General features: G+C 68.3%; 25 protein-coding genes. 15 read left to right on the forward strand and 10 right to left on the reverse strand.

Annotated elements, in window-relative coordinates; all coding sequences use genetic code 11:
• Window positions 1-436: 436 nt before the first annotated feature.
• Window positions 437-1,645, reverse strand: a complete 1,209-nt coding sequence (tyrS, locus tag AC04MD_RS13035; protein WP_475497710.1) for a tyrosine--tRNA ligase — start codon at window positions 1,643-1,645, stop codon at window positions 437-439.
• A gap of 186 nt (window positions 1,646-1,831) precedes the next feature.
• Here tyrS and AC04MD_RS13040 point away from each other — a divergent pair, with 186 nt between their 5' ends.
• Both AC04MD_RS13040 and AC04MD_RS13045 read left to right on the forward strand, forming a co-directional pair.
• Window positions 1,832-3,268, forward strand: coding sequence for a peptidoglycan DD-metalloendopeptidase family protein (locus AC04MD_RS13040; RefSeq protein ID WP_475497711.1), 1,437 nt, complete (start codon window positions 1,832-1,834; stop codon window positions 3,266-3,268).
• Window positions 3,269-3,339: 71 nt separating this feature from the next.
• On the forward strand, window positions 3,340-4,479 hold the full coding sequence (locus AC04MD_RS13045; protein ID WP_475497712.1) for an anhydro-N-acetylmuramic acid kinase: 1,140 nt from the start codon (window positions 3,340-3,342) through the stop codon (window positions 4,477-4,479).
• Here the strand turns inward: AC04MD_RS13045 and AC04MD_RS13050 are convergent.
• Genes AC04MD_RS13050 through AC04MD_RS13060 form a run of 3 tightly spaced genes read right to left on the reverse strand, consistent with a single transcriptional unit; the run spans window position 4,476 to window position 6,855 of the window.
• Complete coding sequence (locus AC04MD_RS13050; RefSeq protein WP_475497713.1) at window positions 4,476-4,703, reverse strand: hypothetical protein; 228 nt, start codon at window positions 4,701-4,703, stop codon at window positions 4,476-4,478. The genes AC04MD_RS13045 and AC04MD_RS13050 overlap by 4 nt on opposite strands.
• 47 nt (window positions 4,704-4,750) lie before the next feature.
• Entirely contained in the window at window positions 4,751-6,085 is a 1,335-nt protein-coding gene (locus AC04MD_RS13055; protein WP_475497714.1) for an AmpG family muropeptide MFS transporter, read from the reverse strand.
• A complete protein-coding gene (locus AC04MD_RS13060; RefSeq protein WP_475497715.1) occupies window positions 6,085-6,855 on the reverse strand; it encodes an exodeoxyribonuclease III in 771 nt (256 codons plus the stop codon). Before AC04MD_RS13060 ends, AC04MD_RS13055 begins: the two co-directional genes overlap by 1 nt.
• Window positions 6,856-6,970: 115 nt before the next feature.
• Between AC04MD_RS13060 and pyrE the strand changes: the two genes are divergently transcribed.
• On the forward strand, window positions 6,971-7,642 hold the full coding sequence (gene pyrE, locus AC04MD_RS13065) for an orotate phosphoribosyltransferase (RefSeq protein WP_475497716.1): 672 nt from the start codon (window positions 6,971-6,973) through the stop codon (window positions 7,640-7,642).
• A gap of 18 nt (window positions 7,643-7,660) precedes the next feature.
• Window positions 7,661-8,389: a hypothetical protein gene (locus AC04MD_RS13070; protein ID WP_475497717.1), complete on the forward strand. Its 729-nt coding sequence runs from the start codon at window positions 7,661-7,663 to the stop codon at window positions 8,387-8,389.
• 81 nt (window positions 8,390-8,470) lie between these two features.
• Here the strand turns inward: AC04MD_RS13070 and AC04MD_RS13075 are convergent, their stop codons facing one another.
• Genes AC04MD_RS13075 through coaBC form a run of 3 tightly spaced genes read right to left on the reverse strand, consistent with a single transcriptional unit; the run spans window position 8,471 to window position 12,521 of the window.
• Window positions 8,471-10,783 (reverse strand): phosphomannomutase/phosphoglucomutase, encoded by a 2,313-nt coding sequence (locus AC04MD_RS13075; RefSeq protein WP_475498159.1) that lies wholly within the window; start codon window positions 10,781-10,783, stop codon window positions 8,471-8,473.
• Between the two features lie 44 nt (window positions 10,784-10,827).
• Window positions 10,828-11,292: a dUTP diphosphatase gene (gene dut, locus AC04MD_RS13080; RefSeq protein ID WP_475497718.1), complete on the reverse strand. Its 465-nt coding sequence runs from the start codon at window positions 11,290-11,292 to the stop codon at window positions 10,828-10,830.
• Window positions 11,289-12,521, reverse strand: a complete 1,233-nt coding sequence (coaBC, locus tag AC04MD_RS13085; protein ID WP_475497719.1) for a bifunctional phosphopantothenoylcysteine decarboxylase/phosphopantothenate--cysteine ligase CoaBC — start codon at window positions 12,519-12,521, stop codon at window positions 11,289-11,291. Before coaBC ends, dut begins: the two co-directional genes overlap by 4 nt.
• A 96-nt stretch (window positions 12,522-12,617) precedes the next feature.
• Here coaBC and radC point away from each other — a divergent pair, with 96 nt between their 5' ends.
• From radC to AC04MD_RS13120, 7 genes are all read left to right on the forward strand, one after another.
• A complete protein-coding gene (gene radC, locus AC04MD_RS13090; protein WP_475497720.1) occupies window positions 12,618-13,292 on the forward strand; it encodes a RadC family protein in 675 nt (224 codons plus the stop codon).
• A 100-nt stretch (window positions 13,293-13,392) separates the two neighbouring features.
• Window positions 13,393-15,081 carry an arginine--tRNA ligase gene (gene argS / locus AC04MD_RS13095; RefSeq protein ID WP_475497721.1) on the forward strand — a complete coding sequence of 563 codons (1,689 nt, stop codon included), beginning with the start codon at window positions 13,393-13,395 and terminating at the stop codon, window positions 15,079-15,081.
• 14 nt (window positions 15,082-15,095) lie between these two features.
• Window positions 15,096-15,884: an SPOR domain-containing protein gene (locus AC04MD_RS13100; RefSeq protein ID WP_475497722.1), complete on the forward strand. Its 789-nt coding sequence runs from the start codon at window positions 15,096-15,098 to the stop codon at window positions 15,882-15,884.
• Complete coding sequence (locus tag AC04MD_RS13105) at window positions 15,881-16,303, forward strand: hypothetical protein (protein ID WP_475497723.1); 423 nt, start codon at window positions 15,881-15,883, stop codon at window positions 16,301-16,303. Before AC04MD_RS13100 ends, AC04MD_RS13105 begins: the two co-directional genes overlap by 4 nt.
• Window positions 16,304-16,339: 36 nt before the next feature.
• Window positions 16,340-17,092: an SDR family NAD(P)-dependent oxidoreductase gene (locus AC04MD_RS13110; RefSeq protein WP_475497724.1), complete on the forward strand. Its 753-nt coding sequence runs from the start codon at window positions 16,340-16,342 to the stop codon at window positions 17,090-17,092.
• Window positions 17,093-17,198: 106 nt separating this feature from the next.
• Window positions 17,199-17,765: an RNA polymerase sigma factor gene (locus tag AC04MD_RS13115; protein ID WP_475497725.1), complete on the forward strand. Its 567-nt coding sequence runs from the start codon at window positions 17,199-17,201 to the stop codon at window positions 17,763-17,765.
• On the forward strand, window positions 17,752-18,132 hold the full coding sequence (locus tag AC04MD_RS13120) for a DUF6768 family protein (protein ID WP_475497726.1): 381 nt from the start codon (window positions 17,752-17,754) through the stop codon (window positions 18,130-18,132). The genes AC04MD_RS13115 and AC04MD_RS13120 overlap by 14 nt, the downstream gene beginning before the upstream one ends.
• 194 nt (window positions 18,133-18,326) lie before the next feature.
• Here AC04MD_RS13120 and speA read toward each other — a convergent pair whose 3' ends face one another.
• Window positions 18,327-20,216 (reverse strand): arginine decarboxylase, encoded by a 1,890-nt coding sequence (speA, locus tag AC04MD_RS13125; protein ID WP_475497727.1) that lies wholly within the window; start codon window positions 20,214-20,216, stop codon window positions 18,327-18,329.
• Window positions 20,217-20,460: 244 nt separating this feature from the next.
• On the opposite strand from speA, the gene speE reads away from it, so the two are divergent.
• Window positions 20,461-21,318: a polyamine aminopropyltransferase gene (speE, locus tag AC04MD_RS13130; protein WP_475497728.1), complete on the forward strand. Its 858-nt coding sequence runs from the start codon at window positions 20,461-20,463 to the stop codon at window positions 21,316-21,318.
• Window positions 21,319-21,398: 80 nt separating this feature from the next.
• On the opposite strand, the gene AC04MD_RS13135 is transcribed toward speE, so the two are convergent.
• Both AC04MD_RS13135 and AC04MD_RS13140 read right to left on the reverse strand, forming a co-directional pair.
• Complete coding sequence (locus AC04MD_RS13135; protein ID WP_475497729.1) at window positions 21,399-21,761, reverse strand: DUF6404 family protein; 363 nt, start codon at window positions 21,759-21,761, stop codon at window positions 21,399-21,401.
• Between the two features lie 6 nt (window positions 21,762-21,767).
• Window positions 21,768-22,106, reverse strand: a complete 339-nt coding sequence (locus tag AC04MD_RS13140) for a P-II family nitrogen regulator (RefSeq protein ID WP_475497730.1) — start codon at window positions 22,104-22,106, stop codon at window positions 21,768-21,770.
• Window positions 22,107-22,293: 187 nt separating this feature from the next.
• On the opposite strand from AC04MD_RS13140, the gene ubiK reads away from it, so the two are divergent.
• From ubiK to AC04MD_RS13155, 3 genes are all read left to right on the forward strand, one after another.
• The gene (ubiK, locus tag AC04MD_RS13145) at window positions 22,294-22,557 is read left to right on the forward strand and encodes a ubiquinone biosynthesis accessory factor UbiK (protein ID WP_475497731.1); all 264 of its coding nucleotides are present in this window, start codon (window positions 22,294-22,296) and stop codon (window positions 22,555-22,557) included.
• A 10-nt stretch (window positions 22,558-22,567) separates the two neighbouring features.
• Window positions 22,568-24,073 (forward strand): YifB family Mg chelatase-like AAA ATPase, encoded by a 1,506-nt coding sequence (locus AC04MD_RS13150; RefSeq protein WP_475497732.1) that lies wholly within the window; start codon window positions 22,568-22,570, stop codon window positions 24,071-24,073.
• A gap of 104 nt (window positions 24,074-24,177) precedes the next feature.
• On the forward strand, window positions 24,178-26,238 hold the full coding sequence (locus AC04MD_RS13155) for a S9 family peptidase (RefSeq protein WP_475497733.1): 2,061 nt from the start codon (window positions 24,178-24,180) through the stop codon (window positions 26,236-26,238).
• Window positions 26,239-26,275: the final 37 nt, after the last annotated feature.

Raw genomic sequence — 26,275 nt, forward strand, 5'->3', positions numbered from 1 at the left:
TGCATTGCCCGAAGGCAAAAACATTTAGCTGCAGAGCTCGATCACAAGCTTTACGTATCGCTTGCATTTCTACAATTGACAAGATGCTCATGAATCGAACGTCTGCAAGATGGACAGCTAGTCCTTCCTGCAGGCGCCCACACAAGTCACCTGCGCACACTGTCAAAGAGCTTCGAAGTCGGCCTCAGCGCCTTCCTTCGTGACCCCGTCGTTTCCGTCGAGGTGAGCCGCCTATTATGGCGGGTTTTTCTGTTTCGTCAACACCTTTTTTCGAAGGTGTTGACGAATCTTTTCCCTTCTTCTGGCGCCCTGCCGGTCTGGCAGGGCCCCGTGCGTCGGGGGAGGGAAAGTATGGCCGGTTCTACCGGCTTTGGGAAGGGGGGTTGGACGGAAATTTTCACGCGCCCTCCACCACCCTTCCTGCGTCGGCCCTTGCTCAGCCCGCCACCAGGCGGATGCGCGCGAAATTGCGCTTGCCTACCTGCAGCACGCCCTCGAAACCCGGCGCCAGCTGCAGGCCTGCATCCTCCACGACTTCGCCGTCCAGCCTGACAGCGCGCTCCTTGAGCTTGCGGCTGGCCTCGGAATTGCTGGGCGTGATGCCCGCCGCCGTCAGAAGCGCGGCGATGCGGATGCCTTCGGCGGGTACCACGACATCCTTCAGCTCCAGCAGCGAGGTATCGCCCTGACCAGTGACGACAGCATGCCAACCCGCGATGGCCTTTTCCGCCTCACCCGCATCATGGAAGCGGGTGGCCAGCTCGCGCGCCAATCGCAGTTTCACGTCGCGCGGGTTCAGCCCGCCATCCGTAACGGACACCTTCAGTGCGGCCGCTTCGGCCGCTCCGATCTCGAAACTCAGCAGTTCGATCCAGCGCCACATCAGCTCGTCACCGATCTTCATCGTCTTGGTGACGATGTCGATCGCCGGCTCGCTGACGCCTATGTAGTTGCCCAGCGACTTGGACATCTTGTTGACGCCGTCCAGACCCTCGAGCAGGGGCATGGTCAGTACGATCTGCGGTGCCTGACCATGATGCTCCTGCAGGCCACGCCCCATCAGCAGGTTGAACTTCTGGTCGGTGCCGCCGAGCTCGACGTCCGCCTGCAGGGCCACGGAGTCGTAGCCCTGCACCAGCGGATACAGGAACTCGTGGATGGCGATGGACTGCTGGGCGGCGTAGCGCTTGGCGAAATCGTCGCGCTCCAGCATGCGGGCCACGGTGTGCTGGCCGGCCAGGCGGATCATGTCGGCCGCCCCCATCTTGCCGAACCATTCGGAGTTGAAGCGGACCTCGGTCTTTTCCCGGTCCAGCACCTTGAACACCTGATCCTCGTAGGTGCGCGCATTGGCCAGCACGTCCTCCCGGGTCAGCGGCTTGCGGGTGACGTTCTTGCCGGAGGGGTCGCCGATCATTCCGGTAAAGTCGCCGATCAGGAAGATCACCTGGTGCCCGAGGTCCTGGAACTGGCGCATCTTGTTCAGCAGCACCGTATGGCCCAGGTGCAGGTCTGGCGCAGTGGGGTCGAAGCCCGCTTTCACGCGCAGCGGGCGACCCAGCTTCAGGCGGGCCTCCAGGTCGTCGGGCTTGAGGATTTCGTCGGCGCCACGGCCGATCAGGGCAAGAGCTTCTGCGGAGGACACGGGATAGCGGTTCCAGTAGGGACGGCCACGTGAAGGCCAAGTCAGTGACGTGAAGTTACCGTTAAAAGAAAGTAAACAGTGATACCAATCAAAAAAGCTATTTGACTCAATGGTTTGACGCGAAGTCTTCGCGTGTCTATGGTACGCCGATTGGGGCTTTGCCTTGGCCCTTAAGGTGCAACCTTGATGCAAACTCATGGGGGCGGCAACGGCCGCAAGCAACAGTTCCGCGAGCGCCTTGGGGTGCTCCGCGACAACGCGGTAAAGCGGCATCTGCCGGAAGGCCGCTGGACGCGCCGCCACTGGATCCACGCCAGCCTGTTCACCACCATCGGCGTGCTGATGGCGACCATCGTGCCGGGCTTCTCCAGCGCGATCCAGGCGCCGGTGTCCGAGCCGCGCAATACCCTGCTGCTCGACCTGCCCGAATTGTCCGCGGCACGCCAGGCCGGCACCGCCGGCGACAGCTGGCAGGTAGTCCGGGTGAAGCCCGGCCAGACCATGGGCTCGATCTTCGAAGAACTCGGCATTCCTGCCGCCACGTTGCACCGCATCCTGGACAACGCCGACGCCAAGAAGGCGCTGACGCGCCTGAAGCCCGGCACCGAGGTCGCCTTCGACCTGCCGGTCACCGGCGGCCTGCGCACCCTGCGCTACGACCGCGACCCGAGCCACCGTGTCGAGCTGGTGGTCGGCGACGACAAGATCACCGAGCGCGTGATCGCGCGCGAAACCACCACGCGTACCGTCGTGCTCAGCGGCAAGGTGGGGCGCTCGCTGAACCGTTCGGCACGCAAGGCCGGACTGACGTCCGCCAACATCAACTCGATGACGGACGAGATCTTCAAGTACGACATCGACTTCAATTCGGACCTGGGTCCGGAAGACCGCTTCAGCGTGGTGGTCGAACAGACCTGGCGTGAAGGCGAGCTGATCAGCACAGGCCCGGTGCAGGCCGCCACGTTCACCGTCGACGGCAAACTGCACTCGGGTTTCCGCTTCACCCGCCCGGGCGGCAAGCCGGAGTACTTCACCGCCGCCGGCCGGCCGCTGAAGAAGAACTTCATCCGCATGCCGATCGCCTATGCGCGCATGAGCTCCAAGTTCGGCGCGCGCCGCCACCCGGTGCTGGGCACGATGCGCATGCACAAGGGCGTGGACTACGCCGCGTCGACGGGCACGCCGATCATGGCCGCCGGCGACGGTCGCGTGCAGTTCGCCGGCTGGCAGGGCGGCTACGGTCGCACCGTGATCCTCGACCACGGCCGTGGCCACACTACGCTGTACGCGCACATGTCGCGCATGGGCAACATCAAGCAGGGCCAGCGCGTGGCGCAGGGCACGGTGATCGGCTATGTCGGCACCACCGGCCTGTCGACCGGCCCGCACCTCCACTACGAATTCCGCATCAACGGCGTGCACCGCAATCCGCTGTCGGTGACGATGCCGCCGCCGGAGCCGCTGGCCGGCGCACAGCTGGCGGCGTACCGCACCTACACGGCCAACGCGCTGGCGCGCATCCGCACCGTGGAAGACATCATCTATGCCGATGTCGGCCCCGCCGACGAAGGCAAGAAGCCGGCAACCGTGGCCGCGGCGAAGCCGGCAGCACGCAAGGGCTGATCGCCCCGCATGGCGGGATGCCTGAAAAGGCGGGACACTGTCCCGCCTTTTTCTTTGCCCGACGGTTTCGCATGACCCAAGCCACCGACGCCCTTGCCGCCGAGCTTTACCTGGGCCTGATGTCCGGCACCAGCGCCGACGGCATCGATGCCGCGCTCGTGCGCTTCGAGGGCGAGGGTCGCGCCCTGCGCTGCGAACTCGTGCATGGCCGCACCTTCGGCTGGGACGCGGCGCTGCGTGCGCAGCTGGTGGCGCTCGGCCAGGGCGCGGACACGGTGTCGCTGGATGAACTCGGCATGCTGGACGGGCGCATCGCGCTCGCCTTCGCCGAGGCGGCGCTGTCGCTGCTGCAGGAGGCCGGCGTGCCGCGTGGCCGCGTACGGGCGATCGGTTCGCACGGGCAGACGGTCCGTCACCGACCGCACGCGGACCCTCCCTTCACCTGGCAGCTCGGCGACGGCAACGTCATCGCCGAGCGCTGCGGCATTGCCACGATTGCCGATTTCCGCCGTCGCGACGTGGCGGCGGGCGGCCAGGGTGCGCCGCTGATGCCGGCCTTCCACGCCGCCCTGCTCGGCTCGGCGCAGGAAGACCGTGCCGCACTGAACCTGGGTGGCATCGCCAACTTCACGCTGTTGCCGGCGGACGGGGACGTGCGCGGTTTCGATACCGGTCCGGCGAATGCACTGATGGACGCCTGGTGCGAGCGCCATACCGGCCGCGCCTACGATGCCGGCGGCGCCTTTGCCGCCAGCGGGCAGGTCAATGCGGCGCTGCTGGCCCGGCTGCTGGCCGATCCGTGGTTCGCGCAGCCGCCGCCCAAGAGCACGGGACGCGAGCATTTCCACCTGGACTGGCTGCAGGCTCGCATGGACGAGACCGTCGTCGCGCCTGCCGACGTGCAGGCCACGTTGCTGGAGCTCACCGCGCGCACGGTCGCCGATGCCCTGCAGATGACGCAGCCGGACACGCGGCGCGTGCTGGTGTGCGGCGGCGGCGTACGCAATCACGTCCTGATGGCGCGCCTGGCGGCTTACCTGCCGCAGGCGATCGTGGAATCGACGGCCTCGCACGGCCTGGACCCGGACTACGTGGAGGCGATGGGCTTCGCCTGGCTGGCGCGCGAGACGCTGGCGGGCCGCCCCGGCAACCTGCCCGCCGTCACCGGCGCGACGGGACGTCGCGTGCTGGGCACGGTGTATCCGGCCTAGAACCCCTTGCCGGAGGGGACATCCCTCAGCGCGCTGATCGCATCGGCCAGCGCATTGACCTCACGGTCGCTCAAGCCACCGCGGACTTCCGCCTCGCAGACGAACAGCCCCTGCTCCAGCAGGTTGAAGATGGTGTCGTGGATCGGCCAGCCCCGCGCGTGCGAGACGCGGCGGATGCGTTCGGCCAGGATCGGATCCACGTCCTTCAACACAATGTCGGTCATTCCGCCGTTCCCCGCAGTGCCCCTTGGCGCGACTGTAGCGCAGTCATTCACTCCGGCGTAGACGAGGTGGGCGCGTCCACGCCGGTGGCGGCCTCGTGCCCTCCGCCGAAGCGGATGCGTGGCGCCAGCCAGAAGAACAGCCCGACGGCCGGCACCGCCACCAGCGCGGTGATCCAGAAGTACACGCCGTAGCCGGTCTGCTCGACGATACCGCCGGAGACCGCGCTGAGCAGCTTGCCCGGCAGCATCACCAGCGACGAGAACAACGCGTACTGTGTAGCGGTGAAACGCTGGTTGACCAGCGCGGACAGGAACGCCACCAGGGTCGTGCCCTGAAAGCCCTGCGCCAGGTTTTCGCCGGAGATCACCAGTGTCAGCTTCCACACGTCGCCGTCAGCGCCGATCAGCCAGACATACAGCAGGTTGCTGATCGCGCCCAGCACGATGCCGGCCAGCAGCGGCCATTTCACACCCCAGCGGGCGATCGCGATGCCGGCCAGGAACACCCCGCCCAGGCCAACCCAGATACCGTAGAACTTGGTGACCGTGGCGATCTCGGTCTTGGTGAACCCCTGCCCGAGGTAGAACGGCGCCATGATGCCGCCACCCAGCGACTGGTCGGAGATCTTCGCCAGCAGGATGAAAGCCAGCAGCGCCAACGCCAGCGCGGCCCCGAAGCGGCGGAAGAAGTCGAGGAACGGCTCCACCACGCCTTCCTGCAGACCCTCCGCCCACGTGGTCATCCTGATCCGCACCACGTCAGGCTCCGACGCAAGCAGCACCGCGGCTACCGGGATCAGCATGAAGGCGGCCATGGCCACGTACACCTGCGGCCACGGCACATGGTCGGCCAGGACCAGCGCCAGCATGCCCGTGATGATCAGCGCGATGCGGTAACCCAGCGAATAGGTCGCCAGCAGCGCGCCCTGCGACTCCTGCGGCGCGATCTCGATGCGGTACGCATCCACGGCGATATCGAGCGTAGCGCCGGCGAACGCCGTCAGCAGGGTGATCCAGACGAAGGGAGCCAGCTTCCCCGGCGTCAGGTGGGCCATCAGCAGCAGGCCGACGATGACGACCGACAACGCCAGCAACAACCAGCCGCGGCGTTGGCCTAGGCGACCGAGCAACGGCAGCCGCCACCGGTCCACCACCGGCGCCCACAGGAACTTCAGGGTGTATGCCAGGCCCGCGCTCGCGATCAGGGTGATGTTCTTCAGCTCCAGACCGTTCTCGGTCAACCAGTACGCCAGTGTGCCGGCCACCAGCAGGAACGGCATGCCCGAGGCGAAGCCGAAGAAGAACATCGTCCACGCCGACGGCTGCGCGAAGGCACGCCAGACAGACGGTTTGGCGGGGCGGTCGCTGGCGGAGGCGGTCATCAGGTGTAATCCACCGTGAAGGGTGCATGGTCGGAAAAGCGCTGCTCACGGTAGATCGAGCAGGCCTTCAGCCGGTCGCGCAGCGAGGGCGTGACGAACTGGTAGTCGATCCGCCATCCCACATTGTTAGCGCGGGCCGCGCCGCGGTTGCTCCACCAGGTGTAGTCCTGCCCTTCCGGGTGCAGCGCGCGGTAGGCATCGACCCAGCCGCCGTCGTCCACGCACATGCCGTTCAACCAATCGCGCTCGGGCGGCAGGCAGCCGGAGTTCTTCTGGTTGCTGGTCCAGTTCTTGATGTCCAGCCGGCTGCGCACGATGTTCCAGTCGCCGCACAGCACGTAGTGCCGGCCACTGCGCCGCCACTCGTCCAGCACCGGCGCCAGCCAGTCCATGACCTTGAACTTGAAACCCTGGCGCTCGTCGCCCGAGGAGCCCGACGGAATGTAGAACGACACCACGCTCAGGTCGCCGAAGCGCGCCTCGAGGTAGCGGCCTTCCTCGTCGAAATCGGGCCAGCCCAGCGCCGTGCGGACCTCCTCCGGCTCGCGCCGGGCGTAGATCGCCACCCCGCTGTAACCCTTCTTGGTGGTGGCGTCGCGGAACCAGGCCTTGTAGCCAGCGGGCAGGAATTCGGGACCCGCCAGCTGATGCTCCTGGGCCTTGGTCTCCTGCACGCACAGCACGTCGGCATTCTGCGCGGCGAACCAGTCGAAGAAGCCCTTGGTGGTGGCCGAACGCAGGCCGTTGGCGTTGAAGCTGATGATGCGCATGGTCACGTCGTTCGTCGGAAACCGGGCAAGCGTACCCGAACCGGCGCATCCGTCGCGCGGCATCGACCGGCAGGCGGTTATCCTGTCTGCTCACCTGTTCAGCCGTTTGCCGCCCATGACCGATCACCGCGCCCGCTTCCTACAGCTCGCCTTGCACGCCCAGGCGCTGCGCTTCGGCCAGTTCACGCTGAAATCGGGACGGCAGAGCCCGTATTTCTTCAATGCCGGGCGTTTCGACAGCGGCGCACGGCTGGCTGGACTGGCCGCGTGCTACGCGGATGCCGTCGAGGACGCTGGCCTGCAGTTCGACTTGCTGTTCGGCCCCGCCTACAAAGGCATCCCGCTGGCCACCGCGGTCGCGTGCGAGTTCGCCCGCCGTGGCCGCGACCTGCCCGTGGCCTTCAACCGCAAGGAAGCCAAGGACCACGGCGAGGGCGGCCTGCTGATCGGTGCGCCGCTGGAAGACCGTCGCGTGCTGATCGTCGACGACGTGATCACCGCCGGCACCGCGATCCGCGAAGCGCTGGGGCTGCTCCGCGCCGGTGGCGGCACGCCGGCCGGGATCGTCGTCGCGCTCGACCGGCAGGAAGTGCTGGGCGAACCCGGTGCCGGTGGCGTGCGCCGTTCGGCCGCGCAATCGGTGGCGGACGAGACCGGCGTGCCCGTGGTCGCCGTGGCCAACCTGCACGACCTGCTTGCATTTGCCGGCGAAAGCGCCGACCTTGTCCGCCATCGCGACGACCTGCTGGCCTACCGGGCCCGCTACGGCAGCGCGACCCAGGACTGACCGCAGTTGGGGACTGCCATGACCGTCCGTACTTCCTACATGCTGGCTGCGTTGCTCGTGGCCGTACCGCTCGCGTCCGCCCAGGGCAACCAGGGCAAGAAGCCGACGGCCGCGTCGACCGCCAACAAGAAACTCTTCTGCTGGGAAGAGAAGGGTCAGCGCATCTGCAGCGATGCGCTGCCAGCCGACGCCGTGAACGTCGCGCGCGACGAGATCAGCGCGTCCAGCGGCCTGCGTACCGGCGGCGTGGACCGTGCCATGACCGACGAAGAGCGCGCCCAGGCCGCCATCGATGCCCAGCAGCAGCTGATCGATGCCGCCGCGGCGGACATGCGCCGGCGCACCGACGCGGCGATGCTGCTGTCGTACCGCAGCGAGGACGAGCTGCGCCGGGTGTTCAACGAGCGCACGGCCATCGTCGACAACAACGTCCGCACCGCCCGCTACAACACGATCAGCCTGCGGGACGGGCTGATCAGCCTGCTGCAGACCGCAGGCGACAGCGAACTGGCGGGCCGGCCCGTCCGCAAGGAGACGGCCGCGGCGATCCACCAGCGCCATGCGGAACTGGTCCGCACGCGCCGCCTGCAGCAGAGCTTCGAGCAGCAGCGCGCCGACCTGGACGTGGAGATCGCCGACATCCTGCAACGCTTCCGCGCGATGAGGGGCATCACGCCGGACCAGGCCGGGGAAGCGGCCTTGGCATCACCCACACCGCCGCAAGCCTCCGCGCCCGTCCGCAAGTAAGGCATGGCGCGCGACCACTGCGGGAACTGAAAACGCCGGGCATTGCCCGACGTTTTCGTGTGGCTCACCGTCGTGCGACAGTCAGAACGTCATCTTCAACTCCGGCGCCAGCGCCTGCAGGCGTGTACGGAACTCCGACTTGATGCGCTCCAGTGCCGCGCTGTTGTCGGCTTCGAACCGGAGTACCAGGATCGGCGTGGTATTGGACGCCCGCACCAGGCCCCAACCATCGTCCCAGTCCGCGCGCAGGCCATCGATGGTCGACAGACGCGCGCCCTCGAACTCCGCCCCGTCGACGAAGCGCTCGACGATGGCGTGCGGCGTGCCATCCACCACGTCGACCTTGATCTCCGGCGTGGACACGCCGTCGGGCAGTTCGGCCAGCACCTCGGACGGGGTCTCGGCTCGGTTGGCCAGGATCTCCAGCAGGCGGGCGGCGGAGTACAGGCCGTCGTCGAACCCGTACCAGCGCTCCTGGAAGAAGAAGTGGCCGCTCATCTCACCGGCGAGTTCCGCCCCGCTCTCGCGCATCTTCGCCTTGATCAGCGAATGGCCGGTCTTCCACATCATCGGCGTGCCGCCGTGGCGCAGTACCCAGCCCTGCATCTTTCCGGTGCACTTCACGTCGTAGATGATCAGCGCGCCCGGGTTGCGCTCCAGCACATCGGCGGCGAACAGCATCAGCAGGCGGTCGGGGAAAATCACCGCGCCTTCCTTGGTCACCACGCCGAGACGGTCGGCGTCGCCGTCGAAGGCCAGGCCGATATCGGCGTCGAAACGCTTCACGGTCTGGATCAGATCTTCCAGGTTGTGCGGCTCGCTGGGGTCCGGATGGTGGTTCGGGAACGTGCCGTCGACCTCGCAGTACAGGGGGATCACATCGGCGCCGATCGCCTCCAGCAGCTGCGGCGCGATGTCGCCGGCCACGCCGTTGCCGGCGTCCACCACGACCTTCAGCGGACGCTCCAGCTGCACGTCGTCGGCGATGCGCTGGATGTAATCCGCGGCGATGTCGCGTTGCTGCAGGTCGCCCGGCACGCCCGCCACGTACAGGCGGTTGTCGCGGATGCGCTCGTACAGGTCGGTGATCGCGTCGCCCGACAGGGTCTGCCCGCCCACCACGATCTTGAAGCCGTTGTAGTCCGGCGGATTGTGGCTGCCGGTCACCGCTACGCAGCTGCCCGCGCGCAGGTGATAGGCGCCGAAGTAGGCCACTGGCGTCGGCGCCAGACCGATGTCGATGACATTGCGGCCGGCCTTGCGCAGGCCTTCGATCAGTCCGCCGGCGAGGTCCGGTCCGGACAGGCGACCGTCGCGGCCGACCACGATGTCGGGCAGGTCCTCGTCGCGCATCACCGAGCCGATGGCCAGGCCGATCAGCTCGGCGACTTCGACGCTCAGCGACTTCCCGACGATGCCGCGGATGTCGTAGGCGCGGAAGATGCCGGGATCCACGTCGACCGTCTTGCCCTCGGCCTGCCGGTAGGCGTCTTCGTCGCCATCTTCCGCCGCCACGGCGGCGCGTCCCGTCGTGACCGGTGGCGGATCGCGCAGCAGCGCTTCGCCGAGGGTCGGTTCCTCCATGTCGCGCATCTCTGCTCCTTGTTTTCCGAATCGTCCCAAACGGACACCACCCCGCGCGGCCAGCAACGCCGCGATCGCCAGGAGCGCCAGCAGCGCCGCTACGACGAAGGCCGGGATGGCGCCCAGACCCAGCGGGCCGGACTCGCTGTCGGGCACGGCCGTCGCCACGCGCAAACCGGTCTTGCCCACCGCATGGGCCATGCGCTCGGCGCCGTCCTCGAGCCCGCTGTCGCCGCGCTGCTCGATCGAATAGCTGCCCTGGCGAAGGGCCAGGTATCCGCCGGCGGGCATCGCTACATCGTCGAAGCCCTGCGTCAGCTGCGCCAACGGCAGGCGCACGTACAGCACGCCCTGCGGCACCGCGGCCGCCAGCCCGAACGCGGACTGCTTGCCATCCTTGACCACGCGCGTCGCCACGGCGTCGCTCTGCATGCCCGCTTCCAGCAAGGCCAGCTTGCTGTAGCCGAAGGCGACGGCATCGTCGTAAGCCGACGTCAGCGTGCCCTCGAGGATTTCCACCTGCTCCACGCCGGCCCAGCCCTCGCGGATGGCGGCAATGGCGGCGGCCGTGTCGTTCGCCGCCAGGGCCGACTTGACCGACGCGGACCCCAGACGTTGTTCCAGTTGCCTGACCTGGGCCGTGTGGCTGGCCAGGACCGCGTCGACCGCAGCGTCGCGCGCGCGCTCCGTTTCTTCCAGCAGGCCGGCATCGCGCCATTGGCGGATGCCGCTCCACGCCATCAGACCGGCCAGCAGCGCAAGCAGCACCGCCAGTTTCGGCAACGCGCTGCGCAGGTCGCCCACGGCCATGCGCCCGCGGCTTTCGTTAGTCGTGTTCATCGGCTTGTCCCCTGTCACCGCACGCCGGTGTGGCCGAAGCCACCCGTCCCCCGTGCGCTGTCGGCGAAAGTATCCACCACTTGCAGGCTTACGCGCACGACCGGCAGCACCATTACCTGGGCGATGCGGTCGCCCGGCTGGATGGTGAAGGCCTCATGCCCGCGGTTCCACACGCTGATCAACAGCGGTCCCTGGTAATCGGCATCGATCAGGCCGGTGCCGTTGCCCAGCACGATGCCGTGCCGATGACCCAACCCGGAGCGCGGCAGCACCACCGCGCACAGCTGCGGATCGCCCAGGTACAGCGCGATCCCGCTGGGCACCAACGCGGCATCGCCCGGCTCGAGCACCAGCGGTGCGTCCAGGGCCGCGCGCAGATCCATGCCGGCGCTGGCCTCGGTGGCGTAGGCCGGCAGCGGCCATTCGTCGCCGAAGCGGGGGTCCAGCAGTTTCACTTCCACCGCGCGCTCTGCGCTCATGCGTTCAGTCGCTCCACGATCAGATCGATCAGTTCGTCGGCAAGCCGCGTCTTGGGCGCGGACGCGAAGCTGCGCTCGCCATCCTTCCAGTAGGCCGTCATCGCGTTCTGGTCGCTCTCGAAACCGCCGTCGGCGATACCGACGCGGTTGGCCACGATCATGTCCAGCCGCTTCGCCTCCAGCTTCCTGCGTGCGTACTCGGCGACGTTGTTGGTTTCGGCAGCGAAACCGACCACCAGCTTCAGCGCCTGCGTCTGTGCGGCGACCTCGGCCAGGATGTCGGGCGTGCGTACCAGGTCCAGCGCCAGCGACTCGCTGGACTTCTTGATCTTGTTGGCTGCCGGCTCGCGCGGCGTGTAGTCCGCCACCGCGGCGGCGCCGATGTAGATGTCCGCGGGCAGGGAGGCGAACACCGCATCGTGCATCTGCGCGGCCGAGCGCACGTCCACGCGCGTAACGCCCGCGGGGGTGGCCAGATGTACGGGACCCGCGACCAGGGTGACGACGGCGCCGCGCCGGGCGGCGCTGGCGGCGACCGCGAAGCCCATCTTGCCGCTGCTGCGATTGCCGAGGTAACGCACCGGATCCAGATCCTCGTACGTGGGGCCGGCGCTGACCACGACCTTGAGGCCGGCCAGGTCCTGCGGCCCCTGTGCGACGGCGGCAGCGTGTCCGGCCAGCGCGGCCACGATCTCGTCCGGTTCGGCGAGCCGGCCGGGGCCGGATTCGCCTTCGGCGAGCGGACCGTCGTTCGGGCCGACGACCTGCACGTCGCGGCCGCGCAGCGTGGCCACGTTGGCCTGTGTGGCCGCGTGCTGCCACATGCGGTGGTTCATCGCCGGCGCAACGGTGATCGGCGCGGTGGTCGCCAGGCACAGCGTGGTCACCAGATCGTCGGCCAGACCGTGCGCCAGCCTGGCGATCAGGTCGGCGGTGGCCGGCGCGACGATCACGCGGTCGGCCCAGCGCGCCAGTTCGATATGGCCCATCGCCTGCTCGGCGGCGCTGTCCCACAAGCTCGTGCGGGTGGGATGGCCGGACAGGGCCTGGAAACTGAGCGGCGTCACGAACTGCTGGGCGCCTGCGGTCATGGCGACCTGCACCTCGGCACCCGCCTCACGCAGCCGGCGCACCACTTCCAGCGCCTTGTAGGCGGCAATCCCGCCCCCCACGCACAGCAGCAGGCGCTGCCCCGCCAGTCCATGCGCCCTGTTGTCCGATCCGCTCACGTCGGCCCATTCCTACGTCGATACCGGCAATTAGCTTACCCGAACGCCCCGCAAGGCCCGATGCCGGCGCAGCGACCGTCCGTCGACCATGACCGCATGCACATCCGCGACTGGCCCCACGACGAACGTCCCCGCGAGAAGCTGCTGGCCCGTGGGCCCGCCAGTCTCAGCGATGCGGAACTGCTCGCCATCTTCCTGGGTTCCGGATTGCGTGGGCGCGACGCCGTGGCCACCGCCCGGGAACTGCTCGCCCACCACGGTCCGCTGCGCGCCCTGCTGGAACGTCCGCCCGCCCAGCTCGTCGACCTCCCCGGCCTGGGACCGGCCCGCGCCTGCGCTCTGGCCGCCGCCCTCGAGCTCGGTACGCGCCTGCTGCATGCCTCGCTGGAGCGGGGCGACTCGATCGGCGATCCGGACGCCGCAGGTCGCTACTTCTCCCAGCGCCTGCGTGGACGCCCGCATGAGGTTTTCGCCGCACTCTTCCTCGATACCCGTCACCGGGTGCTGGCCTTCGAAGAGCTGTTCCAGGGCTCCGTGGACAGCGCCGAAGTGCATCCGCGCGAAGTCGCCAGGCGAGCGCTGGCGATCAATGCCACCGCGCTGATCGTCGGCCACAACCATCCGTCGGGATGCGCGGAGCCGTCGGCCGCCGACCGCGCGGTCACCCAGCGGCTGAAGCAGGCGCTGGCCCTGGTGGACGTGCGCCTGCTGGACCATTTCGTCATCGGCGACGGACCACCGCAGTCGATGGCGGCGCGCGGCTGGGTCTGAGCGGCTGCGGTCCAGGTGGGCCTCGCTGAACCGCGCCGATCCCACGCGGGGACCGGGAAAACCTAGAATAGGCGGTTCCCACGCAACACGACGGTCTTCCGTGAAAGCTTCCCTCCGCGCCTTGATCGCCCAGGGCATCGATGCCCTGCGCTCCGCCGGCACGCTGCCGGCCGACGCCGCCACGCCGGATTTCGTGGTCGAGCGCCCCAAGACCCGCGAACACGGTGACTTCGCCACCAACGCCGCCATGCAGCTGGCCAAGACCGCACGCAGCAACCCGCGCGCGATCGCGACCGCGCTGGTCGCGGCCCTGCCGGCCAGCGACGACGTGGCCAAGGTCGAGATCGCCGGCCCCGGTTTCATCAACTTCCATCTCAGTCCGGGCGCCTACCAGCGCGAAGTCGCGGCAGCGCTGGCGCAGGGCACCGGTTATGGTCGCAACGACAGCGGCCAGGGACGTACGGTCGGCGTGGAGTACGTGTCGGCCAATCCCACCGGTCCGCTGCATGTCGGCCATGGCCGCGCCGGCGCCATCGGCGACTGCATCGCCCGCGTCCTGGCCGCCAACGGCTGGAACGCGAAGCGCGAGTTTTATTACAACGACGCCGGCGTGCAGATCGACAACCTGGCCAAGTCCACCCAGGCGCGTGCGCTCGGCAAGGTACCCGATGGCGAAGGCTGGCCGGAGGACGGCTACCGCGGCGACTACATCGCCGACGTGGCGCAGGCCTACCTCAATGGCGACTCGGTCGAGGTCGAAGGCCATGTGGTCACTGGCGAGAAGGATCCGCAAGACCTCGACGCCATCCGCCGCTTCGCCGTGGCCTACCTGCGCCGCGAGCAGAACCTCGACCTGGCTGCGTTCGGCGTGTCCTTCGACCGTTATTTCCTGGAGAGCTCGCTGTACGCCGACCAGAAGGTCGAGGAGACCGTGCGCAAGCTGGTCGCCTCCGGCCACACCTACGAGGAAGGCGGCGCGCTGTGGCTGAAGTCCACCGACTTCGGCGACGACAAGGACCGCGTCATGCGCAAGTCCGACGGCAGCTATACCTACTTCGTGCCGGACGTGGCCTACCACCTGAGCAAGTGGCAGCGCGGCTACGAGCGCGCGATCACGGAACTGGGCGCCGACCACCATGGCTCGCTGGCGCGCGTGAGGGCCGGCCTGCAGGCACTGGGCGAAGGCATCCCGCACGGCTATCCGGAGTACGTGCTGCACCAGATGGTCACGGTGATGCGCGGTGGCGAGGAAGTGAAGCTCTCCAAGCGTGCCGGCAGCTATTTCACCCTGCGCGACCTGATCGAGGAAACCAGCGCCGACGCGACGCGCTGGTTCCTGATCGCGCGCAAGCCGGACTCGCAGCTGACCTTCGACATCGATCTCGCACGCCAGCAGAGCAACGACAATCCGGTGTTCTATGTGCAATACGCGCACGCCCGCGTGTGCAGCCTGCTGCGCCAGGCGGGCGAGAAGGGCTACGCCTACGACCAGGCCAACGGCCTGGCCAACCTGGCGCGGCTGGATGACGACACGTCGCTGCAACTGATGGTCGAACTGTCGCGCTACCCGGAGGTGGTGGAGGCGGCCGGGGAATCGCTGGAGCCGCATGGCGTGGCGCAATACCTGCGCGAGTTGGCCTATGCTTTCCACACGTGGTACGCCGGCACACCGGTGCTGATCGACGATCCGGCGGCACGCGATGCGCGGCTGGCGCTGGCCCTGGCGGTGCGCCAGGCGCTGGCGAACGGACTGGACCTGTTGGGCGTCAGCGCGCCCGAGAAGATGTGAGCGGAGAGCAGTAGATGGCAGCAAGGCGCGGCAAGAACCAGGCCACCCGTAACTCGGGCCATGCGACCCCGCCGTGGGTATGGCTGGTGCTCGGTTTGCTGATCGGCCTGGCGGTGTATTTCATCGTGCCCGGCCTCGGCAAGAAGGACGGCGACGGCTTCTTCCGCCCGCAGCCGAACCCGGACGCGCAGCCGGCACCGATCGACAGCGCCGACGTCGAGTCGGTGGTGCCCGACGCGCCCGCGGGCGATACACCGCCGACGGCGGCGACCGATGCATCCGGCACGAAGGAAACGCAGTACGACTTCTACACCCTGCTGCCCGGCAAGGAAGTGCAGATGTCCGATGCGGAACTGGCTGCCAGCGCGCGCGAGGAAGACGCCCGCAAGGCGCGTGCCGCACTGAACGGGCAGGCAACCACGCCCGTGGCGACCACGCCGGCCGACGTCGCCCCCGCCCAGCCGGCGCCGATCGACGAGACCTCGCCCCCGCGCGCGAACGACGCCCCTCGCGTCGCGGATGCCGCCGCGACACCCAGGCCCGCGCCCCCCGTCGCCAGCGCCGACACCGGCGCGCGCTACATCCTGCAGGCCGGCGCGTTCGGTGCGTCCGGCGATGCCGAGGCCACCAAGGCCAAGATCGCCATGCTCGGCCTCAGCGCCCGTGTCGAATCGGCGCAGATCAACGGAAAGACCGTCTATCGCGTGCGCATGGGGCCGTACGGCACGGCCAGCGAACTGGCCGAGGCGAAGCAGAAGCTCGCCAGCGGCGGCTTGCCGGCGATGGCGGTCAAGGCGCAGTGAGCCCCGCACGGCCGACGCTGCAGCGCCTGCTGCTGGCGACGGCGGTCGCGATGGTGGCGCTGCTCGGCGCGTCGTGGCTGGTGGGACGCGTGCTGCCGGCGACCTGGCAGGACGTGGTGCAGACGCGCCTGGGATTCCTCACGCCGGTCAGTTACATCGTGACGGCCCTCTGCATGGGCGTGGGGGGCGCACTGGCGGGTTACCGCTTCCTGATCGTCGCCATCGGCCTGACGCTGGCGGTGTGGATCGCCACGCTGTCGGTGCTCGCGGGCATCGCCGGTTCGGCCTCGGACGTCGCCTACCCGCTCGGTTACCTGCTGCGCACGAACGCGCTCAGCGCGACGCTTTCCGTGGTGGCTGCCGCGTTCGGCACCTGGCTGGGCGCCTTGTGGTACGCGCGGCGCACGGCGCGACGCTGACCCGACCCCTTGTTCGTTTCCCCCCAAGGAATCCGCATGACCCGCACCGCCCTCATCACCGGCGCCACCTCCGGCTTCGGCGCCGCCGCCGTCCGCCGTTTCGCCGCCGCAGGCTGGCGCGTGATCGCCACCGGACGGCGCGCCGAGCGCCTGCAGTCGCTGGTGGACGAGGTCGGCGCCGACAAGGTGCATGCTGCCGCCTTCGACATCCGCGACGAATCGGCGATGGATGCCGCCCTCGCCGCACTGCCGGACGGCTTCCGCGACATCGACCTGCTGGTGAACAACGCCGGTCTCGCGCAGGGCACGCTGCCCGCGCAAACCGCGCTGCTGTCGGACTGGCGCACCATGATCGACACCAACGTCACCGCGCTGGTCGTGCTGACGCACCGCCTGCTGCCGCAGCTGGTCGAGCGGAAGGGCGCGATCATCAACATCAGCTCGGTCGCCGGCGTGTATCCGTACCCCGGCGGCAACGCCTACGGCGGCAGCAAGGCCTTCGTCAGCCAGTTCTCGCTCGGCCTGCGCAGCGACCTGCACGGCACCGGCGTACGGGTAACGGCGATCGAGCCCGGCATGGCGGAAACCGAGTTCACCCTGGTGCGCACGCATGGCGACCAGGCGGCCTCCGACAAGCTCTACACCGGCGCCAACCCGATGACCGCCGAGGACATCGCCGAGTCGATCTTCTACGTCGCGACCCTGCCGCCGCACCTCAACATCAATCGGCTGGAGATCATGCCGGTGACGCAGTCGTTCGCGGGTTTCCAGGTACATCGCGGCACTTAGGAAAGATGCCCGCGCCGGCCGCACCGCATTTCCTTCCGCCCGGATTGAACCGTTTCCGCTGAATTCGGCACCTTGACTCCCGACAGACGGATACAGGGGCGCTCGCGTGCAGCGGGACAAGGAACGGATACTGGACGAATACCTCGCCGCGGCCGCCCGGACGGGCGACCGCGCCGCGTGGGAGCGTCTGGTCGCGCGCTGGCAGCCGCGCCTGCTGCGCCACGCCTGGCGCCTGACCGGCCACCCGGACCTGGCTCGCGACATGGTGCAGGAGGCGTGGGTCGAGATCGTGCGTGGCCTGCGCCGCCTGGACGACATCGCGGCCTTTCCGGCCTGGGCGTTCCGGATCGTGACCCGCCGCTGCGCGCGAGCGATCCGAGGACGACAGGTCGAGCGTCGTCATCTGGTCGATGCGGAGCTTGAAACCACGATGGCAGGTGGACAGGACGCGGCGGGCGAACGTGCCTCGGAGCTGGCCATCGTCATGGCCGAGATGCGGACCCTGCCAGCGCCCCAGCGCGCGGCGCTTTCGTTGTTCTACCTGGAAGACCTGAGCGTGGCAGAAATCGCCGTCGCGCTCGACGTGCCCCCGGGAACGGTCAAGACCCGGCTGATGCATGCGCGGCACAAGATCCGCGCGCGACTGGAAGGAAACTCCGATGGACAAGACTGACGAGCTGATCAAACAGACCCTTTCGGCCGAGGATCGCGACCTGCTGGCGCGACACGGCGAGCCGGGTTACTTCTCGCAGGCGTTCGGCCTGTTCCGCGGTTCGCTGGGATGGGTGGTGTGGGTCGCCTACCTGTGCGGGATCATCGCCTTCGCGGGCTTCGGCGTGTCGCTGTGGCGGAGCTGGCATGCCACTGACGCATTGGCCGCCGTGCAGTGGGGCGTGCTGGCCATCGTGCTGTTCCAGTTCACGATGATCATGAAGTCGTTCCTGGGCAGCCACCTGGAAGCCAACCGCATGCTGCGCGAGTTCAAGCGCGTGGAGCTGCAACTGGCGCTGCTGCGGGATGCCGGAAGGAAGATCCCGTGAGGGCGGAAATGAGTCCGGCCGCACGTCGCGTGGAATCCGGCATCACGTGGTCGTGCGCGTAGCCCACGCTACGCCAAGCTCGTCCGGGAGCCGGCACAGGCATCATCCGCGAAGATGGTCCGGGCAGCACGTAGCGTGCGCCATGCGCACGTCACGTGGAATGAGGCTTCGCGTGGTCGTGCGCGCAGCGCACGCTACGCCAGCGGTTCATCCGACAGGTAGGTGTAGCCGGTCAGACCTGCTTCCAGCGCGTCGGCGAGCCGCTGTGACTCGTCGGCGGGCAGGCCGGCTTCCTGCACGCGCTGCCGATACACCGCGCGCAGGTCCTCCAGCTTGTAGCCCACGTAGTCGAGCATGACGTCGGTGGTATCGCCGCGACGCTGCTGCGTCAGCAGGTAGCCGGCACCGGCATCGGCACTGACTTCCACCGCATCGGTGTCGCCGAACAGGTTGTGGATGTCGCCGAGGATTTCCTGGTAGGCGCCCACCAGGAAGATGCCCAGCCGGTAGCTCTCGCCCGGCTTCATGGCATGCAGCGGCAGCGAGGAATCCAGGCCCTCGTTCTCGACATAGGTCTTGACCATGCCGTCCGAGTCGCAGGTCATGTCGGCGATGATGCCGCGGCGCGCCGGCGCTTCGTCCAGGCGCTCGATCGGCACGATCGGGAACACCTGGTCGATCGCCCACACGTCGGGGATCGACTCGAACACGCTGAAGTTGACGAAGTACTTGTCGACCAGGCGCTCGTTGAGTTCGTCCAGCAGGTCGCGATGGCTGCGCTCGTCGCTGCTCAGGCGCGCACGCACGGCATGCGCGATGGCGTAGAACAGGTCGTCGATGCGCGCGCGGTGGACCAGGTCGATCTGCCCCAGCGCGTACAGCGACAGGCCTTCGCTGTGGTGGTGCTGCGCCTCGTGGAACAGCTCGACCGCCGGACGCGTATCCAGTTCGCCGTGGATCTCGCGCAGGTGGCGAATCACCGCCGGCTCGTCGTCGTGCGCGGGCGGCACGCGACCCTCCGGCGCCTGCTCGACTTCGGACACGTTGACCACCAGCACGGCATGGTGCGCGGTCATCGCGCGTCCGCATTCGGTGACGATGCGCGGCGGCGTGAGCCCGTGCTGTTCGCAGGCTTCGGCCAGCGGCTGCACGATGTTGCTGGCGTATTGGCCGATGCCGTAGTTGATCGAGCAGTAGCTGCGCGAGCGCGTGCCTTCGTAGTCGATGCCGAGGCCACCACCGACGTCGACATGGCTGATGGTCGCGCCCAGCTTGGACAGCTCGACGAAATAGCGCGTCGCCTCGCGCATGCCATTGGCGATGTCGCGCACGTTGCTGATCTGCGAACCCATGTGGAAGTGCAGCAGGCCCAGCGTGTCCTGCAGGCCCGCCTCGCGCAGCTGCTTCCACAGGTCCAGCACCTGGCGCGGGGACAGGCCGAACTTGGCCTTGTCGCCGCCGCTGTTCTGCCACTTGCCCGCGCCCAGCGTCGCCAGCCGCATGCGCACGCCCAAGCCAGGCTTCACGCCCAGTGCGCGCGATTCCTCGATGACCAGCGCCAGCTCGGACGGCTTCTCGATGACGATGAACGTCTGCAGGCCCAGCTTGCGGCCGATCAGCGCCAGGCGGATGTATTCGCGGTCCTTGTAACCGTTGCAGACAATCAGCCCACCCGGGCGCGACAGCGCCAGTACGGCCATCAGCTCGGGCTTGCTGCCGGCTTCCAGGCCGAAGCCATCGCCTGCGTGCGACGCCAGCGTGCCGGCGACGCCGCGATGCTGATTGACCTTGATCGGATAGACCGCCGTGTAGCCGCCCTTGTACTCCCAGTCGGCCTGCGCCTGTGCGAACGCCGCCTGCAGCTTGCCGAGGCGGTCGCCAAGGATGTCGGGGAAACGCACCAGCAGCGGCAGCTGCGCGCCCTGCGCGCGTGCGGCGTCGACCACCTCCGGCAGCGGAATCACCGGGCCCTGCGCGCCCTTGGGCGACACCACGATGCGACCCGCGGCGTCCACGTCGAAATACCCTTCGGCCCAGTGCGGGACGGAGTAGGTCTTGCGGGCGTGGTCGGTGGACCAGGACATGGCGGTTTTCCAGTGGGGGCGAGCGGACGCGCATTCTACAGGCTGCGGTCACATGGGTCCGTTACAATGCGCCCCCGCGCTCAAGCCCCTCTCCCGTCGGGAGAGGGGTTGGGGTGAGGGTTCGGCGAAGTCCCGATCACGCGGGCATCGCTGCGCTCACCGCACCCTCATCCGGCGCTGCGCGCCACCTTCTCCCGACGGGAGAAGGAAACAGCTTTCGCCTTCCACACGCAGGACATCACCCATGACCGCCAACGACACCTGGTTCATCGAACACTTCTCGCACACCGGCTCGGCCATCGGCTTCCGCACCACCGGCAAGCTGGACGAGGTGCAGTCGCCGTTCCAGAAGATCGAGATCTACGACAGCACCGACTGGGGCAAGCTGATGGTGATCGACGGCGCCATGATGCTGACCACGCGCGACAACTTCTTCTACCACGAGATGATCAGCCATCCGGTGCTGTTCACCCATGCCGCACCGAAGCGCGTGGTGATCATCGGCGGCGGCGACTGCGGCACGCTGCGCGAGGTGCTGAAGCACCCGGGCGTGGAGAAGGCCACGCAGTGCGACATCGACGAGCAGGTCACGCGCATGGCAGAGAAGTATTTCCCCGAGCTGTGCGAATCCAACCACGATCCGCGCGCCGAGCTGCTGTTCGACGACGGCGTGGCCTACATGGCCAACTGCGAACCCGGTAGCGTCGACGTGGTCATCGTCGACTCGACCGATCCGGTTGGCCCGGCGGAGGGCCTGTTCAACAAGGCATTCTTCGAGAGCTGCTACCGCGCGCTGAAGCCGGACGGCCTGCTGGTGCAGCAGTCGGAATCGCCGCTCGCGCTGCTGGACCTGATCAAGGACATGCGTGCCGAGATGGGCAAGGCCGGCTTCCAGTCGTTCAAGACGCTGCCGTTCCCGCAGCCGTGCTACCCGACCGGCTGGTGGAGCGTGACCATCGCCAGCAAGGCGGCCGGTGCCGACTTCGCGTTCCGCCAGGAAGACGCGCAGGCCAAGCCGTTCGACACGCTGTACTACACCGCGCACCTGCATACGGGGGTGCTGGTGGCGCCGCCGTTCGTGGCGAAGGCGCTGGGCGAGTAAGGCGCACCGTATGATGCAAACAGGAAGGCCCCGCTCTCGCGGGGCCTTCCTGCTTCTGACCTATGGATCGGGACCGGCCGCTACGGCACGAAATCCTTCCACGCCGGGATCTGCTTGTTCCGCGCCTGCGAGCGCAGCACCGCGGCCATCAGCAGGCCGAACAGCACGCCCGCCACCAGTGCGAGCGCCGCAGCAAAGGCCAACGGCATGCTGTTACGGCCCCACATCAACAGCCACATCAGGAGCCCCCAGAACAGGCCGAAGAAGCCGCCCATCAACAGGGCAATCGCCCAGAAGCCCGCCATCAGCGGCGGCGGCACGTTCAACCCCATCCGCCAGAACAAGCGATACAGCGGCGGCGCTGCCGTACTGCGGCGGACGCCTTTCGACTCGATGAACGCCAGCGCCTGTTGCAGGCGCGCGTCGAATGCGGGATCAGTCACGGGGCATCACAGCGCGTCGGCGTCGAGTTCGCCGGTACGGATGCGCACCACGCGTTCCAGGTCGTAGACGAACACCTTGCCGTCGCCGATCTTGCCGGTGCCTGCCGCCTTCACGATGGCTTCGACGACCTGCTCGACCTGATCGTCGGTCACCGCGACTTCCAGCTTCACCTTGGGCAGGAAATCCACCACGTACTCGGCGCCGCGATAGAGCTCGGTGTGGCCTTTCTGCCGGCCGAAACCCTTCACTTCGGTGACGGTGATGCCGGCGATGCCGGTTTCCGCCAGCGCTTCACGCACGTCGTCCAGCTTGAAGGGCTTGATGATCGCCATGACCATTTTCATGCGGAGTGCTCCCTTGGATGCTGGACGCAGGATAGCGCGCCACGCCGGCACGCGGTTGCGGCCTCGGGCCGTACGCGGTTCAATGGCCACCTCGCCGCCGGATTTTCCCGACAGCGCTGCGCAGCGAATGCCGATGGCGAGTCTCCATGCCCGGCTCGCAAGCTCGATGCACTGCCGGAGACCAGACATGATCGACCTCAACCACATCGACGACCTCGCCCGCCGCCTCAGCCAGCTGGTGCCGCCCGGCCTGAAGGACTCGCAGGAAGAACTCCAGCAGACCTTCACGTCCGCGCTGCAGGCAGGGCTGGCGAAGCTGGACCTGGTGACGCGCGAGGAGTTCGACGTGCAACAGGCCGTGCTGCTGCGCACGCGCGAGAAGCTCGAAACGCTCGAGCGCACCGTCGCCACGCTGGAAGCCCAGCTGGCCGACAAGCCCGCCCAGTCCTGACACCGCCGCCATGAGTCTGGCCCTGGTGAACAGCCGGGCACGGGCGGGCGTGTCCGCGCCCCCGGTCCGGGTGGAGGTGCACCTGTCCGGCGGGCTGCCGTCCACGCAGATCGTCGGCCTGCCCGAAGCCGCGGTACGCGAGTCGCGCGACCGCGTGCGCGCCGCGATCCTGTGCGCGCAGTTCGAGTTCCCGACACGCCGCATCACCGTCAACCTGGCGCCTGCCGACCTGCCCAAGGACGGCGGGCGCTTCGACCTCCCGATCGCGCTCGGCATCCTCGCGGCCAGCGGACAGATCCGTCGCGAGACATTGGCGGAATATGAGTTCCTAGGCGAACTGAGCCTCACCGGCGAACTCCGCGCGGTGGACGGCGTGCTGCCGGCAGCGCTGGCGGTCGCCGCCAGTGGCCGGACCCTCGTCGTGCCGGAACCGAGCGGCGCGGAGGCCGCACTGGCGCAGCGGGGCCAGGCCTTCACCGGACGCACGCTGCTGGAAGTCTGCGCCCTGCTGGAAGGCCGTAAGGTCCTGCCGTCGGCGATCGCGCCGCCACCGCTGCCCTCCTCGATCCCCGACATGGCCGACGTGCGCGGACAGGCTCACGCGCGTCGCGCCCTGGAGGTCGCGGCCGCGGGCGGCCATCATCTGTTGCTGGTCGGCTCTCCCGGTTGCGGCAAGACGCTGCTGGCCTCTCGACTTCCCGGCCTGTTGCCGGACGCGAGCGATGCCGAAGCGATGGAGAGCGCCGCGATCGCCTCGGTCAGCGGCCGCGGCCTCGATCCCGCACGCTGGCGACAGCGTCCCTATCGGGCACCGCACCACACCGCCAGCGCCGTTGCACTGGTCGGCGGTGGCGCACAGCCGCGGCCTGGCGAGATCTCGCTCGCCCACAACGGCGTGCTGTTCATGGATGAACTTCCCGAATGGAGCCGCGCCGCACTGGAGGTCCTGCGCGAGCCGTTGGAATCCGGCACGGTCACCGTCTCGCGCGCCGCGCGGACCGCCGAGTTTCCCGCGCGCTTCCAACTGGTCGCCGCGATGAACCCCTGCCCCTGCGGCTGGGCCGGTGATGCGAGTGGGCGCTGCCGGTGCGGCCCCGACCTGGTGCGTCGTTATCGCAGCCGGCTGTCCGGACCGCTGCTGGACCGCATCGATCTGCATGTGCACGTGCCGCGCCTGCCCCCGCATGAGCTGCGACCGGATGCCCCGGATGGCGAATGCACGGCGGCGGTGCAGGCACGCGTCGTGGCGGCGAGGACGCGACAACAACTCCGATGCGGCCGCCCCAACGCGCGCATGGGCCAGGCCGAGACGATGGCGCATTGCCGGCTGTCGGCGCGCGACCAGGCCTTGCTCGAGCGTGCGGTCGAACGCCTGCAACTGTCCGCACGCAGCCTGCATCGCATCCTGCGCGTGGCACGCACCATCGCGGACTTGGCCGGCAGCGATGCCATTGCGACACCGCACCTGACCGAAGCCCTTGGCTACCGGGGGATGGATCGCGGCAGCGCGGCATGACGTCCGGCCACCGCGGCCGGCGGCGCGGTGTGGTCTACTCGGGTCACATTGACCGTCGGCAGGCGTCCTGTCTGCCGTCGCCCCATTTCCCGAGGAGTCCACCCATGCGCCATACCGCACTTCGACTCACCCTGCTGGCTTCGACCGTCGCTGTCGCACTGGCCGCGCAGGCTGCTCCGTCCGCCGCGGACCGCATCGCCGGCACCGAACTGATCGCGCGCGACGCGCTGTTCGGCAATCCCGAGCGCGCCAACGTGCAGATCAGCCCCGACGGCAAGTACCTGAGCTGGGTCGCGGCGGTCGATGGCGTGCTCAACGTCTGGGTCGCTCCGGCGGACAACCCGGCGCAGGCCAAGGCCGTCACCCAGGACAAGGCACGCGGCATCCGCAGCTATTTCTGGTCCTACCAGCCCGACACCCTGCTGTACCTGCGCGACAGCGGTGGCGACGAGGATTTCCACCTCTATGCAGCGGACCTGAAGAGCGGCCAGGCCAAAGACCTGACGCCGTTCGCGAAGACGACCGCGCAGGTCGCCGGGCTGAGCCCGACGCAGCCCGGCACGATCCTGGTCGGCATGAACGACCGCGATACCAAGTGGCATGACGTCTACAAGGTCGACCTGACGAGCGGGCAACGCACGCTGCTCGAGAAGAACGAATCCGAGATCGGCGGCTACATCGCCGATGCCGACTACCGGCTGCGCTACGCCACGCGCTCGCGCCCCGATGGCGGTGCCGACGTGCTGAAGCGCGACGCCAAGGGTGGCTGGGAGAAGGTCGAGGACATCCCGTTCGAGGATGGGCTGACGACCAGTCCCGGCGGCCTGACGCTGGACGGCAGGACGCTGTACTTCACCGATTCGCGCGGCCGCAACACCGCGGCCCTGTTCGCCGTGGATGTGGACAGCGGCAAGCGCACACTGGTGCTGGAAGATGCCCGCGCCGACGTCGGCGGTACGCTGGCCGATCCGAAGACGGGCAAGGTGCAGGCCGTGTCCGTGGACTACCTGCGCGACGAGTGGAAGGTGGTCGATCCGTCGATCCGCGCCGACCTCGAGAAGCTCGAAGCCATCGGGCCGGGCGATGTATCGGTCAACACGCGCACGCTCGACGACAAGACCTGGATCGTCGCGTACTCGGCGGCCGAAGCACCGCTGGTCTACTACCGCTACGACCGTCCCGCCGGCACGCTGACCAGGCTGTTCTCCGCGCGGCCGAAGCTCGAAGGCAAGCCGCTGGTGCCGCAGTGGCCGGTGGAGATCGCCTCGCGCGACAGCAAGACGCTGGTCAGCTACCTGACCCTGCCGCGCAGCGCCGATGCCGACAACGACGGCAAGGCCGATGCGCCGGTGCCGCTGGTGCTGCTGGTGCATGGCGGTCCCTGGGCGCGCGACTCCTACGGTTACGGCGGCTACAACCAGTGGCTGGCCAACCGCGGCTATGCGGTGCTGTCGATCAACTTCCGCGGCTCCACCGGCTTCGGCAAGGACTTCACCAACGCCGGCAATGGCGAATGGGCCGGCAAGATGCACGACGACCTGATCGACGCCGTGCACTGGGCGGTCAAGCAGGGCGTCACCACCGAGGACAAGGTCGCGATCATGGGCGGCAGTTATGGCGGCTACGCCACGCTGGCCGGCCTGACGTTCACGCCGGACGCGTTCGCCTGCGGCGTCGACATCGTCGGCCCGTCCAACCTCAACACCCTGCTCAGCACCGTGCCGCCTTATTGGGCCAGCTTCTTCGAACAGCTCGCCAAGCGCATGGGCGATCCGCGCACCGACGCCGGCAAGGCGTGGCTGACCGAACGCTCGCCGCTGACCCGCGCCGACCGGATCAAGAAGCCGCTGCTGATCGGCCAGGGCGCGAACGATCCGCGCGTGAAGCAGGACGAGAGCGACCAGATCGTCAAGGCGATGACGGCGAAGAAGATCCCGGTGACCTACGTGCTGTTCCCCGACGAGGGGCACGGCTTCGCACGACCAGAGAACAGCAAGGCATTCAACGCCGTGGCCGAAGGCTTCCTCGCCCAGTGCCTCGGTGGTCGTGCCGAGCCGATCGGGGACGACCTGAAGGGTTCCAGCATCAGCGTGCCGACCGGCGCGGATGGCGTCCTCGGTCTGTCCGAGGCGCTGAAGCGGCACACGCAGGAAGTGAAGAAGTAGGAACCAGCACCCGGATGCGCAGGGAGCGATCCCTGCG

This window comes from Pseudoxanthomonas sp. LjRoot206, from assembly GCF_056175725.1.